This is a genomic window from Binatus soli (SeqCode), from assembly GCF_050015535.1.
In the GTDB taxonomy this organism is placed as follows: Bacteria; Desulfobacterota; Binatia; order Binatales; family Binataceae; genus Binatus; species Binatus soli.
In genome coordinates, this window is sequence record NZ_JBEKBF010000004.1 from 144,743 (window position 1) to 167,789 (window position 23,047).

17 protein-coding genes are annotated in these 23,047 nt (G+C 60.7%); all 17 read left to right on the forward strand.

The features are described 5' to 3' along the window. The first annotated feature begins 48 nt into the window (after positions 1-48). The 17 genes from ABR989_RS04425 to ABR989_RS04505 all read left to right on the forward strand — a co-directional run bounded on the left by ABR989_RS04425 (position 49) and on the right by ABR989_RS04505 (position 23,044). The gene (locus ABR989_RS04425; RefSeq protein WP_428126000.1) at positions 49-1,227 is read left to right on the forward strand and encodes a polysaccharide biosynthesis/export family protein; all 1,179 of its coding nucleotides are present in this window, start codon (positions 49-51) and stop codon (positions 1,225-1,227) included. Continuing rightward, positions 1,227-3,623, forward strand: a complete 2,397-nt coding sequence (locus ABR989_RS04430; RefSeq protein WP_428126002.1) for a GumC family protein — start codon at positions 1,227-1,229, stop codon at positions 3,621-3,623. The genes ABR989_RS04425 and ABR989_RS04430 overlap by 1 nt, the downstream gene beginning before the upstream one ends. A gap of 91 nt (positions 3,624-3,714) precedes the next feature. Then, positions 3,715-6,555, forward strand: a complete 2,841-nt coding sequence (locus ABR989_RS04435; RefSeq protein ID WP_428126004.1) for an O-antigen ligase family protein — start codon at positions 3,715-3,717, stop codon at positions 6,553-6,555. 29 nt (positions 6,556-6,584) lie between these two features. Then, on the forward strand, positions 6,585-7,358 hold the full coding sequence (gene rfbF, locus ABR989_RS04440) for a glucose-1-phosphate cytidylyltransferase (RefSeq protein ID WP_428126005.1): 774 nt from the start codon (positions 6,585-6,587) through the stop codon (positions 7,356-7,358). Further along, a complete protein-coding gene (gene rfbG, locus ABR989_RS04445; RefSeq protein ID WP_428126006.1) occupies positions 7,359-8,468 on the forward strand; it encodes a CDP-glucose 4,6-dehydratase in 1,110 nt (369 codons plus the stop codon). It abuts the gene before it with no gap. Further along, the gene (gene rfbC / locus ABR989_RS04450; RefSeq protein ID WP_428126007.1) at positions 8,465-8,995 is read left to right on the forward strand and encodes a dTDP-4-dehydrorhamnose 3,5-epimerase; all 531 of its coding nucleotides are present in this window, start codon (positions 8,465-8,467) and stop codon (positions 8,993-8,995) included. Before rfbG ends, rfbC begins: the two co-directional genes overlap by 4 nt. Beyond that, on the forward strand, positions 8,992-9,921 hold the full coding sequence (locus tag ABR989_RS04455) for an NAD-dependent epimerase/dehydratase family protein (RefSeq protein WP_428126008.1): 930 nt from the start codon (positions 8,992-8,994) through the stop codon (positions 9,919-9,921). Before rfbC ends, ABR989_RS04455 begins: the two co-directional genes overlap by 4 nt. 4 nt (positions 9,922-9,925) lie before the next feature. After that, positions 9,926-11,443, forward strand: coding sequence for a flippase (locus ABR989_RS04460; protein ID WP_428126009.1), 1,518 nt, complete (start codon positions 9,926-9,928; stop codon positions 11,441-11,443). Positions 11,444-11,506: 63 nt separating this feature from the next. Beyond that, positions 11,507-12,337, forward strand: coding sequence for a TylF/MycF/NovP-related O-methyltransferase (locus ABR989_RS04465; protein WP_428126010.1), 831 nt, complete (start codon positions 11,507-11,509; stop codon positions 12,335-12,337). A 97-nt stretch (positions 12,338-12,434) separates the two neighbouring features. Then, positions 12,435-13,529 carry a class I SAM-dependent methyltransferase gene (locus tag ABR989_RS04470; RefSeq protein WP_428126012.1) on the forward strand — a complete coding sequence of 365 codons (1,095 nt, stop codon included), beginning with the start codon at positions 12,435-12,437 and terminating at the stop codon, positions 13,527-13,529. Further along, the gene (locus tag ABR989_RS04475) at positions 13,526-14,509 is read left to right on the forward strand and encodes a glycosyltransferase family 2 protein (protein WP_428126014.1); all 984 of its coding nucleotides are present in this window, start codon (positions 13,526-13,528) and stop codon (positions 14,507-14,509) included. The genes ABR989_RS04470 and ABR989_RS04475 overlap by 4 nt, the downstream gene beginning before the upstream one ends. A 97-nt stretch (positions 14,510-14,606) precedes the next feature. Beyond that, positions 14,607-15,704: a glycosyltransferase family 4 protein gene (locus ABR989_RS04480; protein WP_428126015.1), complete on the forward strand. Its 1,098-nt coding sequence runs from the start codon at positions 14,607-14,609 to the stop codon at positions 15,702-15,704. 1,615 nt (positions 15,705-17,319) lie between these two features. Continuing rightward, positions 17,320-18,222, forward strand: a complete 903-nt coding sequence (locus ABR989_RS04485) for a class I SAM-dependent methyltransferase (protein ID WP_428126016.1) — start codon at positions 17,320-17,322, stop codon at positions 18,220-18,222. An 84-nt stretch (positions 18,223-18,306) separates the two neighbouring features. After that, positions 18,307-19,302, forward strand: a complete 996-nt coding sequence (locus tag ABR989_RS04490) for a glycosyltransferase family 2 protein (RefSeq protein ID WP_428126017.1) — start codon at positions 18,307-18,309, stop codon at positions 19,300-19,302. A 58-nt stretch (positions 19,303-19,360) separates the two neighbouring features. Continuing rightward, a complete protein-coding gene (locus ABR989_RS04495) occupies positions 19,361-20,323 on the forward strand; it encodes a glycosyltransferase (RefSeq protein ID WP_428126018.1) in 963 nt (320 codons plus the stop codon). Between the two features lie 154 nt (positions 20,324-20,477). Next, positions 20,478-21,593, forward strand: a complete 1,116-nt coding sequence (locus ABR989_RS04500; protein WP_428126019.1) for a glycosyltransferase family 4 protein — start codon at positions 20,478-20,480, stop codon at positions 21,591-21,593. Further along, positions 21,590-23,044 carry a hypothetical protein gene (locus tag ABR989_RS04505; RefSeq protein WP_428126020.1) on the forward strand — a complete coding sequence of 485 codons (1,455 nt, stop codon included), beginning with the start codon at positions 21,590-21,592 and terminating at the stop codon, positions 23,042-23,044. Before ABR989_RS04500 ends, ABR989_RS04505 begins: the two co-directional genes overlap by 4 nt. Positions 23,045-23,047: the final 3 nt, after the last annotated feature.

Genomic DNA, 23,047 nt, shown 5'->3' on the forward strand with positions numbered 1-23,047 from the left:
ACTCGGAGTGCAAGAGCACCTCGCCGCGGCGGCGTCCCCAGGTTCCAGGTGGCGCTCCTTGCCGCGCTTGCCGCGGCGCTCGCCGGGTGCGCATCGCAGGCGCCACCGGCGCCAGGCAGCGAGGGCTCACCTTCAGCAGCTAAGCTTCCCGCCGCACAATCGGATACAGCGCTTGACAAGCTCTGGCAGCAACGCGCGACGGAACAGAAGGATTTAACGATCGGACCAGGCGACGTGCTGGAAATTTCGGTGCCGAACGTAAAGGACCTTGAAGACCGTACCGTGCGCGTCGACGGAAAGGGCGACATCATGCTTCCGCTGGTGGGATCGCTCCACGTTGCGGGACTTGCGGAACCGGAGATCATCGACCACCTGGCCAACGCGCTCCACAAGTATGCGTACCATCCGGAAATCAATCTGCTAGTGAAGACCTATTCCAGCAGGGCGGTGGGGGTGATGGGAGCAGTACGCGCCCCCGGGCTTTACGTACTCAACGGGCCCAGTGACACCGTTCGTGATCTGATCGAACGCGCTGGAGGGCTCAACGATAACGGCGCGCACAAGGTGCTGCTCAGCCCCGCGCGGCCAGGCTCGAACGGTGACTCGATGCTTGCGCAGCAGGGCGCAAACGACGCAGCGATGCCCAAGCCGCCTGAGGTCCCGACCGCTGCGCTCGGTGCTGTCGACAATTCCAACGCACAACCTTCGGGCGTCGTCACCAACACCGCACTGAAAAACGACTACACCCCGTGGGTTCGGCCACCCTCCGAGAGCGAATTCGATGGCAGCTCGGGGTACGTTATCGCCTTGGATGGTGACTCGCCCTATCGGAAATATGTCGATTTCCCGGTAAGGCCTGGCGATACTCTTTTCGTGCCCCTCGCAGGCCAGATTTCGGTGATCGGCTGGGTCTATCACCCCACCGTGCTTCCAGTGACTCACGGTCTGACAACACTGAACGCTGTTTCCGCGGCGGGAGGCATGATGTACGCGGCGGATCCGGCCACCGTAAAGATCATGCGACGCGAAGCCGGTGACCAAACCCAAGTAATCCACGTAAATCTGGCGGAGGTTCAGCGGGGCCAGGCGCCGGACGTCGCCCTGCAGGCGAACGACGTTGTGGACGTTGGATATTCGGCGGTGAAAATTCCCGGATACGCTGTCTACCTCGCGGCGCAGGGGATAGCTTCGATGGCCCCGGCCGCCGCGCTCATGGGGGCATTCTGATGACACAAATCGAACCGCGTAAAGAACCTCCGCAGTACGTGGAAGCGCATCTCGTGCGCCGGCCGCCGCGCAGTGCGGGTCACGAGCCATGGATTGAGTTTCACGAATACCGTCGCATCGTGCAAAAGCACCTGCGCCTGGTGCTTGTGATCGCGGTGGCATGTGTGGGTTTCACGCTGGTGCGTGATTTGATGGCGGAGCCGACCTACACGGCCAGCACCACGCTGCTCATACGATTCGCCCCATCACGGGTCTTCGAGGACGAAAGCATTTCCGCGCCGCAGGACTCTTCTCAGGAACCGTATGATGACACGCAGTCCGAGCTGCTCAAGTCAAGCAGCCTCGCAACCCGGGTGATTCTCGACCAAGGACTAATGAAGCTGGAGGCTCGGCCTTCGCACGCCTCCGGGTCGTGGTTGCCTGGGTGGGGCGTCTTGCGGTCCGCGCTTGCGGGTTGGTTTCCCAGCCTTGCGGCGAAGCAGGCTGCTCCGACGTTGGACGATCCACTGGCGGACAGCGTTCCCCGTTCCGTGGTCCAATGGTATTTGGGCGCGCTGCAGGTCAAGCCCATCGAAAACACACAATTGGTACAGATCGGGTTCACGACCTCGGATCCCAAGTTGTCGGCGCGAATGGCCAATGCTCACGCGCGCGCATTTATTCGGCAGGGGATCGAGCTCAGCGCCCAGGCGAGCGACGAGGCTCAGCGATTCTTGGCCGGTAAGCTCGACGAACTCAAGCAGCGCGTCGAGCAATCGGAGCTGGCGCTCAACAACTACCGGCGTGACAAGGATATCGTCCCAGGACTGATCTCGCTCAACGGCAGCCAGGATGTGGTGGTCGAGCAGCTCAACAAACTCAACCATGACCTTCAGGACGCGCACCTCAAGACCATCACCTTGGGCACCCAGCTCGAGCTCGTGAAGGCCGGCCACACTGACGCCCTGCCCCAAGTGATGGACAATAAGGTGATCCAGGGCTTGAAAGGCGACCTTGACCAGCTCGAATCGCGCTATGCCAGTATGCGCGGCGAGTACACCGATGAATATCGGGAAATGCGAGAGCTCCGCGAGAAGATCGGCGGGACGCGTGCGGTTCTGGATCGCGAGCTCAAGACCGCGGTCGCAAGCGTAAACGAGCAATATCAGGCCGCGCTCAAGAGCGAAGCAGCGATCGCCACCGAGCTCGACAACGAGAAGGGCTTTGCGCTGGGGCTCAACGACGCCGCCATCAAATACGTCATGCTTGAGCGCGAGGCCGACACCAACCGCGAGCTTTACAACGCCGTGCTCAAGCGGATGAAGAACCTGACCGTCGTCGGGGACGCACATGCGTCCAACGTTTCGGTCGTAGACCTGGCGCAACCGCCGCTTGGCCCGTCGAGCCCACGTACCCAGCGCGACCTGGTAGCCGCGGCCGCGCTGGGATTGCTGCTGGGGATTTGCGGCGCGCTATTCATCGAGCGGCTCGACAACACGCTTAAGACCCCCGAGGAGCTGGAACGCTATCTGAAGCTTCCGGGTCTGGCGACGATACCTGACTTCAACAGCGCCATCTCCATCGGCTCGCGCTACCACGCGGGATATCTGCCAAAGCCCGCGGTAGCCGACCTGCCCGCCGACGGCGCGCACGGACGAAACCTGGTCGCAACCTACGGCAAATACTCCGTACTGGGCGAGTCCTTTCGCCAGCTTCGCACCGCGCTGCGGCTGTCGCGGGCGGGGGCGCCACCCAAGGCGACCATGTTCACCAGTGCCGTTCCCGGCGAAGGAAAGACCACGGTTGCCGTCAACACCGCCTCAGTGTTTGCGCACACTGGCTCGAAAGTGCTGATAATCGACGCGGACATGCGGCGCCCGAGATGCCATCGTTTACTTGGTTTGCAGAACCGCCCGGGTCTGACCGAGGCGCTCACCGGGACGGGCGGAACAGAGCTGGTGCAGCCGACCTCGGTTGAAAATCTCTTTTTTCTGAGTTGCGGGAGAATTCCGCCGAACCCCAGTGAGCTGCTCGGTTCACCGCGGATGAAGGAATTTCTGGGGGAACTTTCTGAAGCGTACAATTATATCATCATCGATTCGTCGCCGGTGATGTTGGTGAGCGACCCGCTGGATCTTGCTCAGGTTGTTGACGGGGTGGTGCTGGTTACGGCGGGGGGACACACACCCCGCCATCAGGTGGCCGCGGCGCTGGGCCGTCTCGAGTACACGAACGCGAAGGTCCTGGGCGTCGTACTCAACAAGGTGCGGTTGTACAAGGCGGATTTCCCGCACTATTACTCGAAGGCCTACCAAGGATATTACCAGGGTTTCGATAACGTAGACGCCGATGAACCACCGTTCGAGGACGCTTCTCCAATGGCCGACAGCCCCAAGCGCGCGAGCGACGGCAACTAGGCGGGCTTGTCGCCGCTTCGCTCGACTACCATCCCTCTAGCGATGGCCTTCCGCCCAGGTTTGCGACTGCATGCGCACCCAGTCGATTGATTTGATTGACCGTGCAGTGATCGGAGGCCTGGTCCTTCTTATCCTTGTCACGCCCCTGTGCTTCGGGACGGTTCATCCCCGGGCGTATCACATCGCTGAGACTGTGGTCTTCGCCATGCTTGCCGCGGCGCTCTTGCGGATGCGCGCGGCCGAGCCGGCGATCAAGGGTGCGGCGGTGGTGCTGAGCATCGCGGCGCCCACCGCTGTACTGGCGCTGCTCATCGGTTTCCAGCTGGCGCCCATGCCGCCGTCGCTTTTGCACGTCCTGTCGCCGCGAACATACGACCTTTATCAGCACGCGCTGGACGGATGGCCGAAAACGGTTGATTATCCTCGGCCTAAAGCCCGACCGGCGCAGGCTGCGACCTCCGAGGTCCGAGTGGTGGTAATGCCGACGGAGAGCGAGGTGAGGAGCGGCGCGCCGGTTCCATTCACCTCGCAGCGCGAGAGCGGTGAAGCGGCTTCGCCGCCGGTGGTGGGGCGCTCTCCTGCGGACCCGGGCTGGTATGGAACTGCGTGGCGGTCGTTGTCGCTCGCGCCCCCGCTCGGGATTGCAAGTGCGCTGCAACTCTTTGCCGCGTTCGGGCTCTTTGTGATTGTGGCGCTCTACCCGGTCACGCCCGAGGCGACCCCGCGCGACGAGGATCCGCTTACCCGTTTGCTCGTGGCGGTGATCCTGATCAGCGGACTTGCCGTGGCGGCGATCGGACTGGTGCAGCAGGCCACGTGGAACGGCAAGGTGCTGTGGTTCTTTGTCCCGCTCGATTGGCGTGCGCCAAAACTGGGCTGGCAGCGCATGATGGGTCCTTTCATCGATCCCGACCATTTTGCCGCTTATCTCGCGATGACCGTGCCGCTGTTCATCTCGCGGGCCTGGGACGCGTTGGCAGCCGACGCTGGGCGGGAACGCGATGAGACGGTGCCGATTCTGTGCAGCGCGGCGCTGGTCATTGTGGTGTGCGCGATGCTTCTGAGTGAATCGCGCGCAATCTGGGCTGGGACGGTGCTGTCCTGCGTACTGTTTGCGGTGATGGCGAATCGAATAAGAACACCCACGGTGTTCCGCGCGCGCGCCGATGGCGCGCGCGCCTGGGTGCCCAGGCTCGGGCTCGCGGCGCTTGCGATCGCCGCGCTGTCGATCGCACTCATCGGTTCCGCGGGCAGGGGTCAGGTCGACACCCGGATCGACCAGAGCGCGGCCGGGGGGCTCGGTTTTTGGTTCCGCGCGCATATCTGGCGCGACACGCTGCGAATGTTCCGGGACTATCCGTTGTTGGGGGTCGGCTTCGGATCGTGGGCTGAGGTGTTCCCTCACTATCAGACAGGTCCATGGCCTCCTATGCTTTTGCGCAACGCCCATAACGACTATATCGAGACTGCCGCGGAACTTGGAATCCTCGGCATTGCCGCGTTCGCGATGATCGGATGGCGAATCGCGCGGGTCATATGGAAGCGATGGAACCGCGTGTCCCCCCGCGCGCAACTGACGCTGGCCGCTTTAGTGGCCGGAATGTCGGTCGAAGCATTCCACGAGTTGTTTGATTTCAGCCTCACCACCCCAGCCATCGGATTTCTGTTCACGATCTACGCGGCATTGATGGTGAGGATCGCGGTCGCCGGCGCCCCGGAAACTGGGTTCGCGATCCGCGCCCGCGGGCTGGTTCGAGGTGCCGGTCCCTATGCCGCCGCGGCGGCGGGGATTCTCGCGATTGCCTCCACCGTCCAGGGAAGTGTGATTTATCCCTACTATCCGCCAGCCAGGACGTTTGACGCTGCGCGCACGATGGTGTTGCTGCACCCGGCCAACGCCGGCCTGCACCTCGCCCTGGCGTCGTGGTACGGGAGCTCGCCGGCCGGGCTCGCGGAGGTTGCGCGGGCGGTATGGATCGATCCGCGCAATCCGTTCGCGCGCGACTTCTATGCTCGCAGCCTGGCCGAGAATGGGCGCACCGCCGAGGCGCTGAATCAGATTACGATCTCAGTGATGCGCGCGCCCAGCTCTAGTAACCATTTCTATCTCACCCCTCGGATAATGCCCTACTTGTCGGGGCCCGATCGCCAAGCCATCGAACAGGGTCTGCTCGAGGCGATGGCGCGCGGATACTCCGAAGCGATCGACAGCCTCAGCGCATTCTACGTGGATACCGGACGCACTCTGGTTGCCGCGCAGCTCTACGAGCGCGGTGCGGCCTCCGAGCAGGATCCCCGTCGTCGTGAGCAACTTCTGATGACCGCGGGGCAGACCTATGCGAGCACGGGACAACTTTACCGGGCGCGCCGCTGCTTTGAGGGGGCCCGCGCCTTGCGCCCGCAAGACCCGGAGCCATATTCTGCGCTCTTAACCGAGGTGTTTGTCACGCCGAAGGACGCCTCTGACGCTGAGATCGTCCTGAAGGAAGGGCTGGATGCCGGCGTCGACCCGGTTCCTATGTTTGCAGCGTTCGCGCAAATGGCGCAGGCCTCGGGACAACCCGATAAGGAGCGCGCGGCCTTGGCGAAGATGGTCGAGTACGAGCCGACCTACGACAACCTCCTGCGCCTGGGTTCTTTCTACTTGGGGGCGCGCGACTATGAGAGAGCATCTCAGACCTTCCGCCGCGCCACGGAAATCGATCCGACGAATCCCCGGGCGTGGGTTGAGCTCGCAGGCGCGGAGAACGGCGCCTACCAATATGTCACCGCTGACCACGACTATCTCCACGCGCGCGCGCTTGCCCCGAACGACATCGAGGTGCGCGACAGCTACGCAGCCTTCCAGAAGAAGCTCGCTGCCGGGCGTTCGGACGCCGCGCAGAGTGTTGCGCCGGCGCTTGGGGCGGGCAGCGCCGACAAGTTACCGTGATAGAATGTAGTTGTTGAGGGCGCCAGGCGATGAAAGTGGTGATTTTGGCCGGCGGACTGGGCACGCGGCTTCGCGAGGAGACCGAGTTTCGGCCCAAGCCGATGGTGGAGATCGGCGGGCGCCCGATCCTCTGGCACATCATGAAGATCTATGCGGCGCATGGATTCAGCGACTTCGTGATTTGCTTGGGCTACAAGGGCGACGTGATTCGCGACTATTTCCTGAACTACGAGCTCCGAAACCGCGACTTTACCGTGACGCTGGGCTCCCGCGATTTGCAGGTGCACGACAGCCACGGAGAATCCGGATGGCGTGTGACATTGGCGGAAACGGGACAATCCACGATGACCGGAGGCCGCATCCGCAAAATTCGGCCCTACGTCGGCGACTCCACCTTCCTGGTGACCTACGGCGACGGTGTCGCCAACGTGGATGTCGCGCGGCTTGCGGCCTTTCATTCCCAACAGCGCCGGCTCGCGACCGTCACCGCCGTGCGCCCATCGTCGCGTTACGGCGAGCTTGGTATTCGCGATGGCGCTGTGACGCTGTTCCAGGAAAAGCCGCAAGTCACTTCGGGCTGGATCAACGGAGGTTTCTTCGTCTTCGAGCCCGGTGTGTTCGACCTGATCGAGGGTGAAGACGACACGCTCGAGACGGGGCTCCTCCCCCGTCTGGCCGCTCGCAACCAGCTCTCGGTCTATCAGCACGAGGGTTTCTGGCAGTGCATGGATACTTATCGCGAAGCCCAGCAGCTTAATGCGATGTGGGACGCGGGCTCCGCGCTTTGGAAGGTCTGGAACTAGGTGGTCGATCAATTCTGGAACCGCCGCGTCCTCGTGACAGGCCACACCGGCTTCAAGGGAGGATGGCTCGCGATGTGGCTCCGCGAGCTCGGCGCACAGGTGTCGGGCTACGCACTTGCGCCGGAGTTTTCCGGCGGAATCTTCTCCGCGTGCAAGCTTGAAGGCGTGATCGACTCACGCATCGGCGACATCCGCGACCGCGACCGTCTGCGTGGCGCATTCGAGCAATCTCAGCCGGAGATCGTTTTTCACCTGGCGGCGCAGTCGCTCGTGCGCCGCTCCTATTGCGAGCCGCTCGCGACCCTTGAGACCAATGCCATTGGCACCGCCAACGTGCTCGAAGCGGTGCGGCACGCGCCGTCCGTGCGCGCGGTGGTCGTGGTGACGAGCGACAAGTGCTACGAGAATCCTGAGACCGCGCACGCGTTTCGCGAACGAGACAGACTTGGCGGAGCGGATCCCTATAGCGCGAGCAAAGGCTGCGCCGAGATTGTCGCGCACGCGTGGCGCCGCTCGTTCCTGGAAAACCGCGAACCTCCAGTCGCGCTTGCCACTGCGCGCGCGGGCAACGTGATCGGTGGCGGCGATTTCGCCGAGGATCGCATTGTCCCCGACGCGATCCGCGCCTTTAGCCACGATCAAGTCCTGTGTGTCCGCAATCCCGATGCGATTCGGCCGTGGCAGCACGTGCTGGAGCCGCTGTCGGGGTACCTCGCGCTTGCCCGCGCACTGATCGAACGCGGCCGGAAATTCTCCGGCGCGTGGAATTTCGGCCCGCAAGATTCCGCCGCTGCGACAGTTGCGCAGCTCGTCGAGCTTCTGAGCGATGCGTGGGGTGGCGCGCGATGGCGCGTCCAGCCGGCCGCCGACGGGCTTGCCGAGGCGCGGATGCTGTGGCTCGACACCGCCAAGGCAAGCAAGCGGCTCGGTTGGCGCCCCCGGCTTTCGCTGCGCGAGGCGGTGGATTTTACCGTCGAGTGGTACCGCGCCGCGCCGTCTGTTCGCGGACCGCGCCTCTACGACCTCAGCGTAGAGCAGATCCGGCGCTACTCCCGAATCGGAGATGCCGCGACGCCCGACCCGCGCCGCGGCACGCACGTGTCGCCGTGATTTTTCACGAAACCGAAATTCCCGGAGCCTGGGTTATCGATCTGGAGCAGCGCGCCGACTCGCGCGGCTTCTTCGCGCGCGCCTTCTGCGCGCGCGAATTCCAGGCGCACGGCATCAACCCCGCGGTCGTGCAGTGCAACCTCTCATACAACCACGTTCGCGCAACGCTGCGTGGGATGCATTACCAACTGGCTCCGCAGGCCGAGGCGAAGCTGGTCAGATGCACTTCGGGCGCGATCTTCGACGTAATCCTCGACCTCCGGCCCCGATCTGCGGCGTACTGCCGCTGGTACGGCGTCGAGCTGACCGCGTCCAACCGCCGGATGCTCTATGTGCCGGAGGGATGTGCCCACGGTTATCTCACGCTCGCGGACGGGACCGAAGTCTTCTACCAGGTATCCGCGTACTATGCGCCCGAGGCGGAGCGCGGCGTGCGATGGAACGATTCCGCCTTCGGCATCCGATGGCCATCCGAGCCGTCGGTGATCTCCGAACGCGATCGCGCTTATCCGGATTTCGTGCCATGAAGCGGGTGATCGTAACCGGCGCATCAGGATGGATCGGAAGCCATGCCCTCCCGTTTCTTGTCGAGCGCGGCTACGAGGTGCATGCCGTCGCCCATCGCGGCGCGTCAGCTCCCGCGCGCGGCGTAGAGTGGCATCGGACGGATCTTCTGGACGAATCGGCCGTGATGCCGATGCTCGAGCGGGTCAGGCCGACGCATCTGCTTCACCTCGCGTGGTACGCGGAGCCCGGCAAGTACCAGATGTCGGAGCAGAACTATGTCTGGTGTCGCGCGGGAATTGATCTGCTGCGCGCATTCGCCGCGGCCGGCGGCGGCCGCGCGGTTTTCGCCGGCAGCTGCTTCGAATACGATCCCTCGGCGGGCATGTGTTCGGAAACAGACACGCGATGCGCTCCCACCACGCGTTACGGCGCATGCAAGCTTGCCCTGTCCGAAGTTGTGAGGCGCCCGCCGGGCGGTCTCAGCACTGCATGGGGAAGAATCTTCTACCTGTACGGTCCGGGCGAGCATCCGTCGCGCCTGGTGCCGTCGGTGATCGAATCTCTCCTGCGCGACCAGCCGGCGCGATGCACCCATGGACGCCAGCTACGCGACTACCTGCACGTCGCCGATGTCGCATCTGCGTTCGCGGCGATCCTCGATGGAGAAGTCGAAGGGACCGTCAATATCGGGTCGGGTGAGGAAGTCACCGTCCGCGCGCTGGTCGAGATGATCGCAGACGCGGTTGGCGCTCCACGCTCGATGCTCGAGTTCGGCGCGATAGCCGCTGCGCCCGGCGACTCGCCACGCGTCGTCGCCGATGTCCGTCGTCTGCGCGACGAGGTGGATTTCCGGCCGCGATTAACCCTCCAAGACGGCCTCGCCGCGACGATTCAATGGTGGCGGGATGCAGCGCCGAAGGACGCGATGGAACTCCGCGCGCGATAGCTGTTTGAGCAATCCGACCAATCTCACCAGCGGGCGTCTGCTTGCTCGCAACACGATCATCAACCTTGCGGGCGAGGTCGCGCCTTCCTTGGTTGCGTTGCTGGCGATACCGCTCGTTATTCGCGTGCTCGGAGTGGATCGCTATGGTGTCCTCACTCTGTCCATTATGGTGGTCGGCTACTTTGGCCTGTTCGACTTCGGGCTCGGCCGCGCCGCGACCAAGTTCATCGCCGCGGCCGCCGCGTCGAGCGACCAGCAGGAGATCCCTGGCCTGTTCTGGACCTCGCTGTTCATGATGCTGGCGTTCGGCACCGCAGGTGGCGTCGTGGTTGCCGTTCTTGCGCCATGGCTGGTGCACGGCGCCCTCAAAATTCCCGTTGCGCTCCAGCCTGAGAGCCTGCACGCCTTGTATCTGCTCGCTTTCTCGATGCCTTTCGTCATCAGCAGCGGCGGCCTGAACGGCACGCTCTCCGCCTTCCAGCGCTTCGACCTCATCAATGAGATCCGCGTGCCGAGCGCCATCTTCTCCTATGTGGGTCCGCTCCTGGTGTTGCCGTTTTCCCACAGCCTTGGCTGGCTGGTCGCGGTGGTGGTGCTGGGACGGGTGGCCGGGTGGATCGTGACATTCTGGCTTTGCTTGCGTCTCGTTCCGGGGCTCGGGCGCGAAATTCACCCGGGTCGCGCCACGATCCGCCCGATGCTGAGCTTCGGCGGCTGGCTTACGGTGTCGGCGGTGGTTAGCCCAATCATGGCCTATTTCGACCGCTTTCTGATCGGCGCGATGCTGTCGATGGCGGCGGTTACCTACTACGCAGTGCCCTTCCAAGTGGCGACCAAGCTGTGGATTATACCCAATGCCGTGTCAGCGGTGACGTTTTCCGCTTTTTCCGGCGCTTTCAGCAGCGATCCGGACCACGCTGCGCTCTTGCTCGAGAGCGCTACCAAGTACATCGTTCTCACGCTGTTTGCCCCGGTTCTTTTTATCATCACGCTGGCGCCCGAAGCTCTTCGCCTGTGGCTCGGTCCCTCCTTCGCGGACCACAGTGCAAGCGCATTGCGATGGCTCACTTTTGCCGTGTTCATCAACAGCACCGCACACCCGGCCTACGGCCTGATCCAGGCCGCTGACCGGCCTGATCTTCTCGCCAAGCTTCATCTCGCTGAAGCACCATTCTACGTTGCCATGCTGTGGTGGATGATGGTGCGATATGGAATCGCGGGAGTGGCCATAACATGGACAGTTCGGGTGGTAGTCACAACGCTTATAGTATTCCTTATGGCGTGGCGGTTGTTGCCGATGGCGGCCCCAGGGATTGCTAGGATTGCCACGCTCACTTCAGCGGCGTTGCTGATCTTCGCTGTTGGGACGATACCAATGGATTTGCCTGAACAATGCCTCCTACTCGGTATAGCACCACTTCTATTCGCCATGCTGGGCTGGCTGGTACTCGGACCAAGAGAGCGGGCTTCTGTGCGTGGTGTAGTTCGCGGCGTGCGCCTTCTCCTTGCGCAGGCGCACTGATTGGGCTCCCGCGGATTGAAACAAATCGATCGTTTTTGAGGCTGCCAGAAAGACATCGAGAAGATGATTGAGATACGATCACTCTACTTGGACCTAATGAAAAAGGCGGTGTCCGGAGCGGTCTACGCCGAAAAGCCTATAGGTCGCCTTCACCAGACCCTTCCTGCTCGCCGCTGGCAGAAATCGCTGTACACTTCAACGCGCAGCACTTTGGAACATTATGGTCTTTCTTTGATGAGGCTGTATCGATCGGACTTGAAGATCGTGGCCGAGGGCACTCATTATAATGAGGTCGCTTTTAGCATGATTGGGATGAAGCGCCTCGACAATCTCCAGTTTTGCTGTGAGGAAGTGATCAGGAACCGAGTGCCCGGCGATTTCATAGAAACCGGCGTGTGGCGTGGCGGAGCTGTAATCTTCATGCGCGCGGTTCTCAAGGCGTATGGAATCGACGACCGGACTGTTTGGGCCGCAGACTCCTTTTGCGGCCTGCCGCCACCCAACCCTGCAAAGTACCCAGCAGACCGCGGCGATCACCTTCATACTCATGATGAGCTGAGGGTTTCGCTGGAAGATGTCAAGTCGAACTTTTCCGCCTTCGGTCTTCTCGATTCCCAAGTCATGTTCCTGAAAGGCTGGTTCAGCGAAACGCTATCCACCGCACCGATTGCGCGACTTGCTGTGTTGCGGCTCGACGGCGACATGTATGAATCAACGATGGATGCCCTGACTTGTCTCTATCCCAAATTGTCCAGGGGCGGGTACGTAATTATTGACGACTACGCGCTCCCCGGCTGCCACAAAGCGGTTGACGACTTTCGCGCACGGTGCGCCATCAAGGAAGAGATGAAACGCATCGATTGGAGCGGTGTCTATTGGCAGCGCGCGGATTAGGCAAGGAGTGGAATCGATCGTGGAGCCGTCAAGAATTGCCCGGTCGACAGGATGCCAGATCCGCGGGGCTCTACTGCGATAAGGTATGAAGCGAGCGATGAGCGCTGCGGACGCAAAGCTGAACGAACAGGCCGAGTCGGGCGAAGAAATCAGGAGCCGGCCGTGCCCCGAGTGTTGCCTCTGCGGCGCCGGCGGCAAGCCGCTGTATGAGGGGCTCACCGATCGGGTGGCCAACGCCCCGGGCCAATGGAACCTCAAGCGATGCCCAAACCCCGAATGCGGTCTTCTATGGCTCGACCCGATGCCACTCGAAGAAGATATCGCGATGGCCTACGAGGGCTATTTCACCCATGCTGCCCCCGAGGATGCGGCGGATGCGTCGCCACCGGCTGCGCCCGGAGCGGGCCATCGGGCGGCCGAGCTTTGCAGGTCGGCCTATCGTGCCTGGCGCTTCAATTGCGGAGACGACACCGGCAAACCATTGCGGTGGTTGTTCGCGCTGCCGATCCTGCTCTCGCGCATTGAATGCGACGCGCTCGATATTCCGCTTCGCTATCTCGCCGTTTCCCAAAAGGGGCGGATGCTCGATGTCGGATGCGGTGACGGCTATGCGTTGAACATGGCCCAGGAGCTTGGCTGGAACACCGAGGGCGTGGACTTCGATGCGCAAGCAGTTGATGCGGCGCGGCGCAAAGGACTTTCCGTGAGGCTTGGAAGTCTGGCCGCGCAGCGCTACCCGGACGAGTCATTCGATCTGGTCCTGATGAACCACGTGATCGAGCACCTTCACGATCCGCTTGGGACGCTTCGCGAAATCCGTCGAGTGCTGGCAGTGGGCGGTACGCTTGCCGTCACCACCCCCAACGCCGAAAGTTGGGGCCATCGCCATTTCGGGCCCAGCTGGCTCGGGCTCCACCCGCCGCAGCACCTTCAGATCTTCACCGGCAATGGCCTGGCCACGCTGGCAAGGCGCGCCGGGTTCGTCCAAAGCGCGGTCTCGAGCACGCTTCGAACGACCCCGTTCAACTTCGTCCAGAGTCCGCTTATCAGGCGTGGCGGGCGCGTGGAATGGCTGCGTTCGCTGACTCACGCGGACGTGCGCTATGGACGCGCGGCGTCTCTCGTCGAGATGTTGATGCGCCTGTGGGACCCGCTCGCCGCGGACGAACTCTTGCTGGAGGCCCGCAAGTGAGCACCGGATCGAAAATCTCCATAGCGATGGCGGTGTACAACGGGGAGCGGTTCATCGGCGAGCAACTCGAAAGCTTTGTCCGCCAGACGCGACTCCCTGATGAGTTGGTGGTCAGCGACAATGCCTCGACCGATCGAACGGTAGAGATCGTCCGCGACTTCGCTGCTCGCGCTCCGTTTCCGGTGCGGTTATTCATCAACGACTCGAACCTCGGGTTCATGAAGAATTTCGAGCGTGCGATAACGGAATGCACTGGCGGCGTCATCTTTCTCAGCGACTGCGATGACGTTTGGTATCCCAGCAAGGTCTCGCTGATGGAGCAGGCCCTCGCCGAATCACCGAGAGCCGCTCTCGCAATCTGCGACGCTGATCTGGTCGATGAGCATCTGGAGTCTCTCAATCGCCGCTTATGGCAAGTGCACAAGTTCCGATACCGGAGCCGCGACCACGAGAGGTTGTCCGCCGGCAACACTTTCAATAGACGCATTCCGCCAACGGGTTGCTGCATGGCCTTTCGTGCAAGATTCAAACCGCTTGTCCTGCCTCTCCCCGATGGTTCCTCTCACGACATTTTCATTGCATGGACAATCATTTATTCCGGGGTTGGTGGGGTTGCCCTGGTGCCGCAGCCGCTAGTCGCGTACCGGCAGCACCCGAAGCAGACCAGCAGGACCGCCCGCGGAGCAAAGCCTAATGGGCCCGAGCGAGGGCGCTTCGCACAAGACTTCGCCGGCAGAAAAGAAAGGCCGGTCCGCGATCTAGGACCCGTGATTAGGAGGTTGGAAAGCGCCTACGAGTGGGAAGAGTCCAACAAGAAGCTTTTATCAGCCGTGCTCCGCCACTGGCGAGCACGCTGCGAGTTGCCAGCGAGCCGATTAGCACGCGCGCCCCTGGTAATCAGGGAGCTGGCAACGCTGCGTTATTGGCGTTTTTCAGGTGGCATACCCACCGCCGTAAAGGATCTTATCTTCGTTCAGTGAGCCAACTGAGGCTGCTGATGGCGGCGATCACAACCATCATTCCAACACACCGGCGCCCACACCTTCTTACACTCCATCCGCAGCATAGTCTGAGCTGATGCGCATCACTTTCATACTGCCAGGTTACGCGCCCGTGCCTCGCGGCGGCTTCAGAATAGTATATGGCTATGCTAACTATCTCGCCAAAGGTGGCCATATCGTCAGCATCGTCCATCCGCACAGAATGGATCCCGCGGCCACACTCGTCCAAAAGCTCAAGAATCGCGTTTGGCTCGGCGTACGCCATCTCACTGAAAGGCCGTTGGTTCCATGGGCACGACTTCATCCTAACGTGCGTGCGATCCTCACGCATGATTTGCGGCCCGGCGTTATTCCGGATGGGGACGCGGTTTTCGCAACCTTCTGGCAGACTGCTGAGCATGTGCTTGGGTACCCGGCGTCCAAGGGCGCAAAACTATATTTAATCCAGCACTACGAAACATGGGCTGGACCTAAGGATCGTGTTGATGCCACGTGGCTCATGCCCATTCACAAGGTGGTCATCGCGCGATGGCTGTATGACCTTGGCGTCACTCTCGGAGCCGGCCGCCTCCACCATATTCCCAACGCTGTCGACGACCATTTCCGTGTTCTGAACCCGCCGGCGAATCGCCCGGCCAGCATCACAACCATGTCGCATGCTCACGACTGGAAGGGGGTTCCAGATGCGGTCGCAGTCCTCAAGCAGATTCACCAGCGTTACCCTGCGCTCCCGATCAGCATGTTCGGGACAGATCCGAAAGGGCCCGATGTCCCAAACTGGATTACTTACCATCGAAATCCAAGCCAGCAAACCCTCGTCGAGCAGATATATAACGGGCACTCGATTTATGTGGGAGCTAGCTGGATGGAGGGTTGGGGTCTTCCTCCCGCCGAGGCCATGGCCTGCGGCTGCGTCTTTGTGGGCACGGATAGCGGCGGCTGCCGTGATTACGCCATTAACAATGAGACCGCCTTGCTTAGTCCTCCGAGAGACCAGAAGTCACTTTTGGACAACCTGTGCCGCGTGATTGAAAACCGGGAACTCAGACGCACACTGCAGGAACGCGGCACAGCATTCGTCCGCACCTTCACGTGGGAGCGCTCCGGCGCGGCGCTGGAGCAATACATTCACGATGTCGTGCAGCAAGGAGGCGCACCGGTTTCCTTTGCGTGAGATGGCAGCGACGGGAGCTTTCCCGCCTCGCGAGGGCTCGGCTCAAGCAGTGCCATCCAGCGAGACGGATGACCACTTCAGATCGTCCGCAGCTAAGCTAGGTGTCGGGGTCGCTCTTACTTTACTGGCATTTTCGGCATCCGTCATCCAGACAATCGACGGAGCGTCGATGCTTGCTGTATCCGTGTCCCTCTCGACCAATGGGAGCTTCGCCGTCCCTCCCTGGTTCGGTATTCTTGGTCGAAATGGTCACTATTACTCTGGGTGGTACCCCTTGCTCTCCATCGTTGCTCTCCCGTTCGTAGGACCGGGTCTTCTCATCGCTCGCCTTTTTCATCTTCCAGCGAATTTCGTTGCGGGCGTATGTGCGTTGACACTGTCGCCGTTGTTAGTCGCGGGTACGAGCTATTTAACGGCTCTTCTTGCTTATCGTCTGGGAGCTTCCGCCAAGAACGCTCTCATTGCGGCGTTGGGTTTTGCGTTCGGGACGATCTCTCTGGTATATGCGCGCGAGTTCTTTGCCGAGCCTCTTTTGGCCTTATTGACGGTTTGGGCCATTTTCCTGGAAGTAGGAGGAACTCGGCATGAAAGAAACGGCGCCTCTGTTCTCGCGGCCCTTGCGGTACTTGCCAAGCCAAGCGGCATTGTCGTAGGCCCGCTGCTGGTCGCTCACTCCGCTGTTAAGACGCACTCACTCCGGACCGCGCTAGCGCCGCTGTGCGGTACCAGTGTGGGATTGGTCTTATATTGCGCTTACAATGTTGCACGATTTAGCCACGTTTTTGCCTTTGGTCAGCCTAACGACTTCAGTTTGGCTCACTTGCCTGCCGGACTTAGCGGGCTATTGCTCAGTCCAGGTAGGGGCTTGTTTTGGTATTGCCCAATAGTTATTTCCTTAGTCGGGCTCGGTTGGTCCGCGCTTAGACGAGTGGACACGCTACTGATCTTCGGCGTATTCGGCGCATACCTGGGTTTATATTCTCTATGGGGTGATTGGGCCGGGGGTTGGTGCTGGGGTCCCCGTCTTCTCATGCCTGCGCTGCCGGGCTTGCTGGCCTTGACGGGATTGCTAGGGGCAAGCTGGTGCAGGTTGGTCGCAATCCTGATCCTGCTTGGGTTTGTTGTCAATGCTCCAACTTTGGTTTCCGCATACGACCGTATCTATTGGGAGAGAGCCGTCGCCGGAGTGCCCCCTGCGTCACAGTGGTCCCTGCCTGAGGCGCCTTTGGTGCGTATCTGGGGGGCTACCTACAGAGAAATATCCGATGCACGCCACACCGACGTAAAGGACCTCGTCAGGACGGTCGAAAATCCGAACCGTGAAAAAGGATCTTGGCGGGTCGTACGAACTGTAGCGGTCTGGTGGTGGATGCTACCAGCCGCCGGGATACCTCGTGCCCTTGGTGTATTTATATCGGTGACATTGTGCTTGATCGGAATATCTTTGATCTTCGCTGCCATGTACCCGACCCTTCGATTCCGCCCGCAAAGCGCCTTTGCGTAATTGGCGCATCCGAATGACCGAAAACAACTGGACAGCCAATTGGTGCCGACGACGTGCGGCGCATGAATCCGCCGGACGCCTCGAAATAGCCTCTATCGGAGGCAGAGTTTCGTGAACCCTTACGAACACATGCTCTCGATGCTGCGCCGCTATCATGGTGGCGCCGCGGACGGCGAGCGCCTCGCCAATGAGATGCTGGTGATCGGATACAATGTTGTCCAGGACTTTGTTCGCCTCCAAGTCGGTCCTCCCTGGGTATGGAGCCCGGCGATGGAGAGCTTCTACGGCCAGACCGACGCTTTCGTCTACGAGCTCCTCGCCTACCACTACAGACCTGGCCGTAGGCAACTTCGCGAAGCCACCGCCGACGAGGTCGGCAAATTCCTTCCTGGGGGAGGGCGGGTGCTATGCCTCGGCGATGGAATCGGTTTCGACGCGTGTGAAATCGCGGCGCGCAACCGGGACGTCAAGGTCGTGAGCTTCGAATTCGAAAATGCAACCTCGACTTTCGCCCGGAGGCTTATCGACGATAGCGGACTTTCCGACCACACTGTGCAGTTGTCCCAAGTCGAAGAGTTAAGCGCCGGGAGCTTCGACGTTGTGGTATGTTATGATGTTCTCGAACACGTTCCCGCACCCGCCGAACTGATTCGGGATATCGCACGATACCTTAAGCCGGGCGGGCGCGCATTTATCGTGGAAGCGTTCGAGAATGTTGGACCGTCCCATCCGACTCATCTGCTCTCGAACCTCAAATACGCTGGTAGGACGATTCCGCTGTTCGAAGCGGCAGGGCTTCGATTCGAAGGAATTGGTCCCGAGAACTTCCGGATTTTCGTCAAAGGCCCGCGAACCAGTCGACAGTCCACCGCCTGGATTCGGTTCAGGCAGCGCGCTAACGGGGTAAGGGCCCGAGCTTGGTTCGCGTACCGGTATGGCGGTCCCGAGAAAGTCGACCTGCGAGAAGCAAAAATCAACGGTCCAGCGTTTGCCCGCACCTCCCGTGGCATGTGAGTCCTGCACGATGATAGAGCGGGTTTGTCAGCGCAAAGAGACCAAAAGCGCCGGCAACCCTCCGGTATGACGGGGCTACCATCGATGGAACGGCTAAGAGCCAGCGTCATCATAAATAACTATAACTATGCGCGCTTCCTGCGCGCAGCCATCGATAGCGCCCTCTCTCAGACGTACCAGAATTGCGAAGTTGTCGTCGTTGACGACGGCTCGACTGATAATTCCCGGGAAGTGATCGAGAGTTACGACCGACGCGTAAAGGCTGTATACAAGTGTAACGGTGGCCAAGGGTCTGCCTTGAATGCCGGGTTCGAGGCTTCTAGCGGCGACCTGATCATATTCCTTGACGCTGATGACGTTCTGTTGCCTTGCGCGGTCGAGACGGTTTTGACGGAACTGCGGGAAGGAGTCGCGCGGATTCAGTATCTTCTCGAAGTAATCAACGGATCAGGCGAGGCCTCGGGCAGGTATGTTGGGGGTTCACGGGTACCCGCAAGGCTTGGTCCGTTCGCAGCAGATTCACCCATGAGCGCGAACGCATTTCCAAGGCAAATACTGGAACGAATAATGCCCATCCCGGAAAAGGAGTGGGCGATTGCAGCGGACGCCTTTTTGACAATTTTGAGTTCGGTGCTTGGCGAAGTCGTCTATTTGGACAACGCTCTCGGCAAGTATAGGATCCACGGACACAATGCGGGGGGCAATCCAGATTCTTTAGTTGAAATCAGACGAGGTATCTTGGGTGATTTCAATCTTCATGCGTCCTTGCACGAGCTGACCCGCGGCGAGACCGGGTCCCTGGAGCAATGGCTCGGCAGGTACCCTCCGCACTGGGTTGGCCGGATAACGTCTCTTCGCGAAAGCCCGGCGGACCATCCATGGGATGACAAACTATTTCCGCTAATGTACCGGGCGGTATCTGCCACCTGGCGGCAGCCGTACTGGAACTTGCGGCGAAGGCTCGCTTACAGCGTATGGATTGTAGGATACAGCTTGTCTCCCAAACGAATGGCGCCGGCTCTAAGGCGGCTGGAGCGGCGAGGTAGCGAAGGCCTATCGGGGCTTTTGCTTGGCCGGTGAATCCATAGCTTCTTCAGCCACGGCGATGCAGGGTAAGAGGACGAGCATCTCAATCGCGATGGCGGTGTACAACGGCGAACGCTTCATCCAGGAGCAGCTCGATAGCTTCATCGGCCAGACGCGACTCCCCGACGAGTTGGTGGTCAGCGACAACGCCTCGACCGATCGCACGGTCGAGGTCGTGCGTGAGTTCGCTGCTCGCGCCCCGTTTCCGGTGCGGCTTTCCATTAACCAACGAAACCTCGGCGTTACCAAAAACTTCGAGCGCGCGATCAGCGAATGCACAGGCGACATCATCTTCCTCAGCGACTGCGACGACGTCTGGTATCCGGCAAAAGTGGCCGCCATGGAACGGGCTATGACAGAGTGGCCAGCAGCTGCTGTTGCGCTGTGCGATGCTGACGTTGCGAATGAGGAGATGGGGCTTTTGGACCGCCGCCTCTGGAAGGAGTTCCGATTTGCGCCCAGCCCCCGGTTACAGCGCAAAATGGCTGCCGGCAAGACATTCAAGCGGTCGGTCCCGATTCTCGGTAACTGCATGGCGTTCAGGTCTGCGTTGAAGTCTATAATCCTGCCGCTGCCGGACGGCGATCTGTTTCAAACCAGCGGACAGGACGTTTTCATTGCATGGACTCTCGTCTATTCCGGGATGGGCGGGATCATTTGCATTAACAGACCGCTGCTTGCCTACAGACAGCATCCGGGACAAGCCACCGGAGCGGGGGGACATCGCTCGACCGCGGCATTTCTCGCTGGGTTTTTCGCCCAACGCAAAGAGAGATCGTGGACGCCCCTCTTTGCAGCAGTTAGCGAACGACTCGAAACGATTGATTCCCACGCTCGGCCGATTACTCCGGGCATACGAAGCGCTGTGCTGCGTCATTGGCGGGCGCGGAGGTGCCTGCCGGCCAATCGAGTATCACGCATCCCAATCATCGCGAGAGAGTTGTTGACTTTGCGCTATCACCGCTTCTCCAGCGGGGCCTTGACCGCGCTTAAGGATCTGCTGTTCGTTGAATAGGCTCATCAGAAACGAGCGCGATCTCCCGCCAAACGCGTTCGAGCCGCGAAGAATTTCCGTGGCTATCACCCATCCCAGAATGGGCCGCGGAGGATCGGAAGCCGTGGTGATGTGGGGAGCGGAGGCGCTCAAGCGCGACTTCGACGTATCTATCGTGACGACCAGCGCGATTGATCTCGTAGCCATGAATTCGTTCTACGGAACCGCAGTTCGTGAGGAGGAAGTCAAGCTTCGACAGTTACCGATACCCCGCATACTGCTGAGAATTCGCAGTGGAGCGGCTATCCGTGGCGCTTTGTTCGAGAGAGCAATACGCCGAGTCGCATCTGAGTATGACGTTTTGTTTAGCGCTTACAACCCATGCGATTGCGGCGTTCCCGCTATTCATCTGCTCGATTTGTCCTGCGACGAGGAATTGCAGACCCGCTTCGCTCCGAGGCCGCGCGGTTTCCAGGGCTTGTTCCATCGGGTCGCGCCCGTGCGCGCTATCTATCTATGGCTGGCACATCGCATTTCAAGCCCCTCGGGGCGGGATTTATTTTCGGGCGAAGACGTTCCGCTCGCCAACTCGCGTTGGGTAGCCTCGGTTATCGAGCGCAAGCACCACGTAAAATGCCCGGTGCTCTACCCTCCGGTTCCAAGTGGATTCGCAGACGCGCCCTTCGAGAGTCGTAATGACGATTTCGCTTGCATTGGCAGAATCTCGGAGGAAAAGCGTCTTGAGCAGGTGTTCGAGATCCTCGCAAGGGTTCGCGCTCGCGGTTATCAAGTGCGACTCCGCATGATTGGGGGTTTCGGCACGAATAAATATGAGCGCAAACTTCAGGCGCTCGCACGCAGCTTGCCTTGGGTTATTCTGGAAGGTTCTGTTTCCGAGCAGCGCAAACAGGAAATCTTGAAGTCATGTCGCTATGGCATCCATGGAGCAGAAGGCGAGGGATTCGGCATCGCGGTCGCCGAGATGGTCAAGGCCGGATGCATCACGTTTGCTCCGGCGGAGGGCGGACCGGCAGACATTCTTGACCACGACGCCTTGCTCTACCGTGGCGACGATGACGCTGTGGAGAAGATCTACGCGCTGCTCAGCCGGCCGGCGTTGCAGGCAAGCCTTTTGGAACATCTGAGGCAGCAGGCCGAAAAGTTTTCCGCCGAGCGCTTCATGCGCGACCTGCGGACGATTGTCGATAAGTTCCTGGCCCGATCCAATTTGCCGGCGAGCGCTGCAACCGCCGGCGACGGAGCGGACCACGCGTTACAGCCAGTCACGTGAACAGAATCTCTTTAGCCGTCGCGACCAGGGACCAGCCCGACGATCTGCGCCGCATGATACCTCGGCGTCAAACGGTATGGCTGGTGCTGATCGGGATAGCCGCGCTCTTCATCCGACTCGCACCGCTCGCGCGAGGCGATCTGAAATTTCAGAGCGCTTGGGACGCGGCGGACTATATACCGCTTGCTCAGGGTATTCAGCATGGCTGCGGATTCGCGAAATTCGACAATGGACACTGCGCCAGCGCCGAAATCTTGAGACCTCCGGGCTATCCCTTCTTCGTGGCGATGATGCCGGGCCTGCGCACGGTGCTTGTGATCCAGGCTTTTCTCGGCGCCGCCCTTTGCATATGGCTCGGCTGGTTCGTCAGCGCGCGTTGGGGGATTGGCGCCGGACTCACGGCCGCGGCCATTCTCGCAACGGACATACCCTCGATCGTTTACGGCGCAATGATAATGTCGGAAGCGCTGTTTCAATTTCTGCTCACCGGAGCCATTCTGTTGCAGCTTTCGGCTATCATTGCAGATGAATTAAACGCCGTAACCGCCGCCAAGGTTTTTGCTGCCGCTGGTCTGCTCGCCGCTGCGGCCATGATTCGGCCCACCGGTATTTTCCTGCCCCTGTTTGCACCGCTTCCGTTCTTGTTGATGAAAGGCGCCACCTGGCCGCGCGCATTGGTGCTCGCGGTGTTGGCGTTCGCAATTCCGATTGCAGCAATGTTGCCTTGGATGGCGAGGAACCAGCGAGTCGCCGGGGTGAACGCGATGAGTACCGATTCGGCTGTTACAATTTTCGACTATAACGCCGCGGGAGTTCTGGCTTACGCCACGCATCGTTCGTTTGGCGAGGCATCGACCGAGTTGGCGCACGAAATCGGCTGGCAAGGGGACCCTTCCGCGATACCGTTTACGCTCAGCCAAGCGATGATACGACAAAGTTTTAAGACCTTTGCAGAGCATCCGTTTGCCACGCTGGTCGTTACCGTTCGTGGTCTCGTTTTGGTGGCGATCGTGCCCGACCGCAATGAGTTGAATGAACTGCTTGGAACCAATGGTGGGGGGCCGCTCGGCCTTGCGCCATCGTTCGACATCACTACGAGAATACGGCGCACCATGAACTCGCCTGTTTTGGCCATCCTCGTTCTGGTGCAACTGATGCTGAACTTATTGGTCTGGGCGGGAGTGGCGCGTGGGCTGTTCCGTACTGATTGGAATTCAAAAATAGAGGCGGCCTGCATCTTGATTCCGTTGGGGGTGGCTTTCGCGATGCTCGCGTGTGCCGCTAGTCCGGCTGCACATGCGCGCTTCCGAGTCCCTGCGGTTCCATTTCTTGCGATGCTCGCCGGAATCGGCTGGTTGGGAAGGCGAGCAGATGAAGTCAGCTCCTCCGAAACGGATGTGCGCGATTCGGCTATGGCGGTGCGGCCCGTCGTTTCACAAATGAGGGGATAAGCG

Excerpts from the sequence above, each read along its gene's own strand:
- ABR989_RS04480 (WP_428126015.1), top strand. The coding sequence starts at position 14,607 with ATGCGCATCACTTTCATACTGCCAGGTTACGCGCCCGTGCCTCGCGGC.
- ABR989_RS04430 (WP_428126002.1), top strand. The coding sequence starts at position 1,227 with ATGACACAAATCGAACCGCGTAAAGAACCTCCGCAGTACGTGGAAGCG.
- ABR989_RS04490 (WP_428126017.1), top strand. The coding sequence starts at position 18,307 with ATGGAACGGCTAAGAGCCAGCGTCATCATAAATAACTATAACTATGCG.
- ABR989_RS04470 (WP_428126012.1), top strand. The coding sequence starts at position 12,435 with ATGAGCGCTGCGGACGCAAAGCTGAACGAACAGGCCGAGTCGGGCGAA.
- ABR989_RS04495 (WP_428126018.1), top strand. The coding sequence starts at position 19,361 with ATGGCGGTGTACAACGGCGAACGCTTCATCCAGGAGCAGCTCGATAGC.
- ABR989_RS04455 (WP_428126008.1), top strand. The coding sequence starts at position 8,992 with ATGAAGCGGGTGATCGTAACCGGCGCATCAGGATGGATCGGAAGCCAT.
- ABR989_RS04465 (WP_428126010.1), top strand. The coding sequence starts at position 11,507 with ATGATTGAGATACGATCACTCTACTTGGACCTAATGAAAAAGGCGGTG.
- rfbF (WP_428126005.1), top strand. The coding sequence starts at position 6,585 with ATGAAAGTGGTGATTTTGGCCGGCGGACTGGGCACGCGGCTTCGCGAG.